At 56.1% G+C, this 4,741-nt stretch carries 5 protein-coding genes and 1 tRNA gene; 3 read left to right on the forward strand and 3 right to left on the reverse strand.

What is annotated here, in order from left to right:
- Nucleotides 1-337 precede the first annotated feature (337 nt).
- Complete coding sequence (locus VGN12_27475; protein ID HEY4313223.1) at nucleotides 338-1,051, reverse strand: aspartate/glutamate racemase family protein; 714 nt, start codon at nucleotides 1,049-1,051, stop codon at nucleotides 338-340.
- A gap of 832 nt (nucleotides 1,052-1,883) precedes the next feature.
- Between VGN12_27475 and VGN12_27480 the strand changes: the two genes are divergently transcribed.
- From VGN12_27480 to VGN12_27490, 3 genes are read left to right on the forward strand one after another with little or no spacing between them, the layout of a single operon-like run.
- On the forward strand, nucleotides 1,884-2,495 hold the full coding sequence (locus VGN12_27480; GenBank protein HEY4313224.1) for a type IV toxin-antitoxin system AbiEi family antitoxin domain-containing protein: 612 nt from the start codon (nucleotides 1,884-1,886) through the stop codon (nucleotides 2,493-2,495).
- Nucleotides 2,492-3,415 (forward strand): nucleotidyl transferase AbiEii/AbiGii toxin family protein, encoded by a 924-nt coding sequence (locus tag VGN12_27485; protein HEY4313225.1) that lies wholly within the window; start codon nucleotides 2,492-2,494, stop codon nucleotides 3,413-3,415. Before VGN12_27480 ends, VGN12_27485 begins: the two co-directional genes overlap by 4 nt.
- Nucleotides 3,416-3,464: 49 nt before the next feature.
- Nucleotides 3,465-3,971, forward strand: coding sequence for a hypothetical protein (locus VGN12_27490; GenBank protein ID HEY4313226.1), 507 nt, complete (start codon nucleotides 3,465-3,467; stop codon nucleotides 3,969-3,971).
- Nucleotides 3,972-4,106: 135 nt separating this feature from the next.
- On the opposite strand, the gene VGN12_27495 is transcribed toward VGN12_27490, so the two are convergent.
- Nucleotides 4,107-4,183: transfer RNA gene (locus tag VGN12_27495), tRNA-Pro, on the reverse strand.
- A 77-nt stretch (nucleotides 4,184-4,260) separates the two neighbouring features.
- On the reverse strand, nucleotides 4,261-4,741 hold a 481-nt coding region (locus VGN12_27500; protein ID HEY4313227.1), incomplete at its 5' end, for a polyprenyl synthetase family protein.

Raw genomic sequence — 4,741 nt, forward strand, 5'->3', positions numbered from 1 at the left:
GTGGAAGCCCCGTTTCGGGCGGGGTTTGCCGATCAGAGCCATATGACCCGCCAATTTAAGAAAGGCTTGGGTCTGGCGCCGAGCCACTGGGCTACGGCGGCGGGGCGCGCGTGACAAAGCATCTTTCGACGCGCCATACGCCCGGGCGCTGCAGCGCAATCTGCCGATAGGCGCTGTCGGGCCACACATCCGTCAAGGCCGACTCGAACCGCAGAATTTTCGGCGCGATGCTGACGACTACGAGGCTTGACCCCAGTTGACTTCATCTGTGTGGTCGAATGATGTGCAAGAAATGCCTCCCATCCTCGTTGTCGACTGAAGGAATCCCCGTTGGTCTCTAGGATTTACCAACTGAATATCGATAAATAGCGTCGATATGAACTCCGCCGCAATCGAGGACCGGGAAGCCGTAATCGTGCCCTTCGAACGCTAGAAACAGATCTGTGCCTCCGAGGATGACGGCATCCGCACCACGCGATTGGCACAAGGACCGACCGACCGAGAAGAATACCTCGCGTTGCGCGTCAGTGATGCGGCCGGAGATAGCCATATCGACGTAAGCCTTATGGACCTGATCGAGCCCCTCCCCCTCGGGCAGAATAAACTCCACGGTGGCGGGAATTCCTCCATAAAGGTGAGTTTCCATGACAGTTCGGGTGCCCAGGATGCCGACCTTTTTGAAATTTCTCTGTTGAATAGCAGCGGCAACAACCGGAATCAACTTTAAGATCGGAAGAGGCGAGATGGCCTCTAATTCCCGTACGCAAAATTGCCCGCTCATTGACGTAACGGCTACCGCTTGCGCGCCCGCCACCGCCAAACGTCGAATCAGTGACGCGAAGATCTCGGCTTGTTGCTGAGCGGCACCTGCTGCAAGGTTTTGAACCAGTTCCCGCGTGTCGGCGTGGGCGATCGTAAGATCCAACTTTGTGCCTGCACTGATGTTTCGCGATATGAGTCCGCGATGGTAGTAATCGGTTGCCGCGGGTCCAATACCGCCGATAAGCCCAATGTGCATAAAGGTACCTTTTGAGTAAATGCCAAGTGCCATTCCGCTATCACAACGTTTCACGCAGATTCAATACCGTGATCATTCCTACATGCTGGCCGCGCCACCGCTGATCTGGTAGCAATCGCTTTGCGCCTTGAAAGCTCTCTCGGCTTGAACGGTCGGACACTGGTAGCACCTGTAGTTCCCGTAAGGCGCACGCTCGCGAGCACACCGTATGCTCCGCCTAACGAAGGATTCCCTGAAAGTCATACCAACTACTCTGGTTGGGGATTACATCCGGGTATAGAACGATTGTGCGGGGCGCCTGTCGATGGCATGTTACGGGCTATAGATTCGGTATTGAGGGCTCATCGCACGCGTTCGAATGGCGACTCTTCGGGCCAACTGAAAATGGTTGAACATGTCCAGGAATGAGGCGGAGTCGAGCAGCCGTCGAGCCGCTGTGGCACCGCCCTTGAGCAAGAACGACACGACCCCGCCGCCGGCCGACATCTGGCGGGATGCAACCTCAAAATCCGGATGGGACGCCAGCAATGGATAAGAGACCGACTTCACGGCAGGTGAGTTCTGCAGCAATTCGGCTGTCACCAGGGCTGATGCGCAACCGCGTTCGGTGCGCACGTGCAGCGTTTGCGTTTAGAAGGTGCCACGGAAATTGGACCACAATTGGACCCCAGCGTAGGGTAACGCATGGACCCCAGGCAATTCGCGACGAAAGAAATATAAGTAAAATCAATGGTCGGGGTGACAGGATTTGAACCTGCGACTCCTACGTCCCGAACGTAGCTGGATCCGGCACAAATGCTCGTTGCGGTCTTGTACTGGATAAAAAAGTTACCATTTAATAATAAGTGGTGCTATTATTATCCGCATGCCCAGATCCCGCGACGTATCCGCTGCAATTCAGCAATTCCGCCAACGAGGGGGGACACTTCGAACGCGAGAGGCGCTCGAATACGGTATCCACCCCGAAACGCTCTACTTTCTGCGCGATGCCGGGCGAATTACTGTGCTCTCACGCGGGCTATATAAACTTGCTGACGAACCCGAATCCAGCAACCCGGACCTAGCAGTAGTCGCGGCACGCGCCCCCGGCGCAGCCGTATGTCTTGTTTCAGCACTCGTCTTTCACGACATCACGACGCAAATTCCGGCAGCAGTTCAGCTTGCAGTACCACGCGGTGCCTATTCCAAAATAAAGCTCGATCCACTGCCGGTGCAAGTCTTTCGCTTTGATCCCAAAACATTCGAGATTGGTCTTGAGATTCACGATCTGGGCGGTGCACGCGTGCGTATCTACAACCCAGCCAGAGCCGTTGTGGATAGCTTCAAATTCCGAAATAAGCTCGGACTCGATATCGCTCTCGAGGCTCTACGCCTCGCCCGAGAACGCAAAAAGGTATCGAATAAAGATCTCCTTCGCTACGCCCGGCTGCTGCGCGTCGAGCGAGTTCTGCAGCCCTTTCTGATGGCTCTCGCTTGACCGCGTCCACGAAAAATATTGTCGCCTCAGTTCTCGCACGGCTCCGCAATCAGGCGCAGGCACAACGCGTCCCATTCAATCAGGTGCTTCAGTTTTATGCGATGGAACGCTTTCTCTATCGATTGTCGAAGTCGGCGCATGTCGACAGCGTGTTGCTTAAAGGCGCGTTGCTGCTGAGGCAAGCCGGCATACCGCGCGCGCGTCCAACAATGGACATTGATTTTCTTCGACAAGGCAGCGCCGATCGCCACAGCCTCATCGCGCTAGTTCGCGACTGCCTGGCAATTGATGGTGCTGCGGACGCCGTCGAGTTCGACTCGAACAGCATTGCAGCGGAAGACATTGCGAAGGACTCCAACTATCTAGGGACCCGCGTTCGCGTTGCCGGTCGCATGGATAACGTTCGCCTCAGTATCCAGATTGACTTTGGAGCTGGAGATGCGGTTTATCCGGGCCCGCGGATCATTGAATATCCCACGTTGCTCGATCAGCCGGCACTTAAAATTCGTGCGTACCCAATCGAAGCGGTGATCGCGGAGAAATTTCAGGCGATGGTGGAACTTGATCTCGCAAATAGCCGCGTCAAGGATTTTTATGATATTTGGGTCTATTCACGCAATGTGGATTTCGACGGTAAAATTTTAGCCAAGTCCTTCGCAGCTACATTTGGCAGACGACAAACTCCGTTGCCAACGGAACTTCCAACGGCGCTGAGGCCTATATATTTCGATGCGGATAGTCATCGCAATCAATGGCAGGCGTTTGTTCGGCGCATCGGTGAGACTGAACTGTCCGGTCGGTTTGCGGAAGTAATAGACGACATTGCAAAGTTTGCCATGCCGCCGGCGATTTCGGCTGCGCGCCTTGAGCCTTTTCAGCGGCGCTGGTTCTCTCCAGGCCCATGGGAGGTTATGGACTGATATTCGGGTGGGTTGGATCTGGCCGACGTCCTTCGCCCGACGGATCGATATGCTTTCACTTTGTTGTACAAGAGTGGTTCGCGACCGACTGCACCTGGCAGCGCAATTGCCAGTGCCCGTTAAGCCGAGCACTCGACTCGGCAATTGGTACGTGCACCTTGCCCGGTTCGGGCGTCAACAGATCGTGCTCGCAACCAGCGAGCGCTCTTTGCTGACCGTGCTTATGCCGGCTCTGGAATTGCGCAACAGTATTGAAGCTAATTTCCAGGCCGCGGTTGCCGAGTTACTGACTGCGCTCCGCGTGCCAGAGCACATAGTGAGTCGCGAGTTAGCCGCCATGCAGCCGCTGTCGTTCGCCGTTGCCTCCAATCGGCGCGTCATCGGTTCGATTAACGAGTTTGTTTGGCAGCTCGAGAACTATATGATGCGCACCAACGATCCGTTGAGCCTGTCCCTGCAGCTGAGCGATACTCCGATGTCTGCCATCGGGTCTAGATCAAACCTCGGTTTTCCGTATCTGGTCGCACGAGATCTGCTCATGCATTGCGAAAATTAGGGCTTAAGAATGTCCGTCCGATTTTTACTGTTGGAATACCGTCGCGAGCAGGTATTTTCGGGCCCCCAAAGTCCCCCCGAGCCAAATTTACCGGCCCCCCATCGAGTTGATAGGAATTTTCTCTAGTAAAATCAATGGTCGGGGTGACAGGATTTGAACCTGCGACTCCTACGTCCCGAACGTAGTGCTCTACCAGGCTGAGCTACACCCCGAAATCTGCGACAACTCGTCTGCCGTCCTTGCGCTTCACTCGGCACCAGGCGCCGGTCTCGCCCCTTGCGCCGACCGATCAGTTCTTTCGCGCCACCGCGAACCGCGCCAGCTCGCTCAAACCCTCTTTGAAGGCCGTTTCCGGGAGCGGGGCCAGGGCCGCAAGCGCCTGATCTGCCTCGCATTGAGCGAGGCGCGCAGTGTACGCAAGCCCCCCCAGGCTTGCAACGGCGCGGGTGATCTCCTTGAGGCGGTCCAACCCACCATGCTCGATGGCGTGTTTGATCATGTCCCGCTCATCGTCGCTGCCGTGTTGCATGGCATATATAAGAGGGAGGGTGGGCTTGCCCTCGGCGAGATCATCTCCAAGATGCTTGCCCAAACTGGCCTCATCCGCTTCGTAATCAAGCGCATCGTCAATCAGCTGAAAAGCGGTGCCGATGTGGCGGCCGAATCGGGCGAGAGATTCCTCGATTTCGGGGCCCGCATCGCTTAGCACCGCGGCGATCTGCGCGCCGGCCTCGAAAAGTCGGGCGGTCTTGCGTCGAATGACGTCGATA

It is taken from the genome of Pirellulales bacterium, assembly GCA_036499395.1.
In the GTDB taxonomy this organism is placed as follows: domain Bacteria; phylum Planctomycetota; class Planctomycetia; order Pirellulales; family JACPPG01; genus JACPPG01.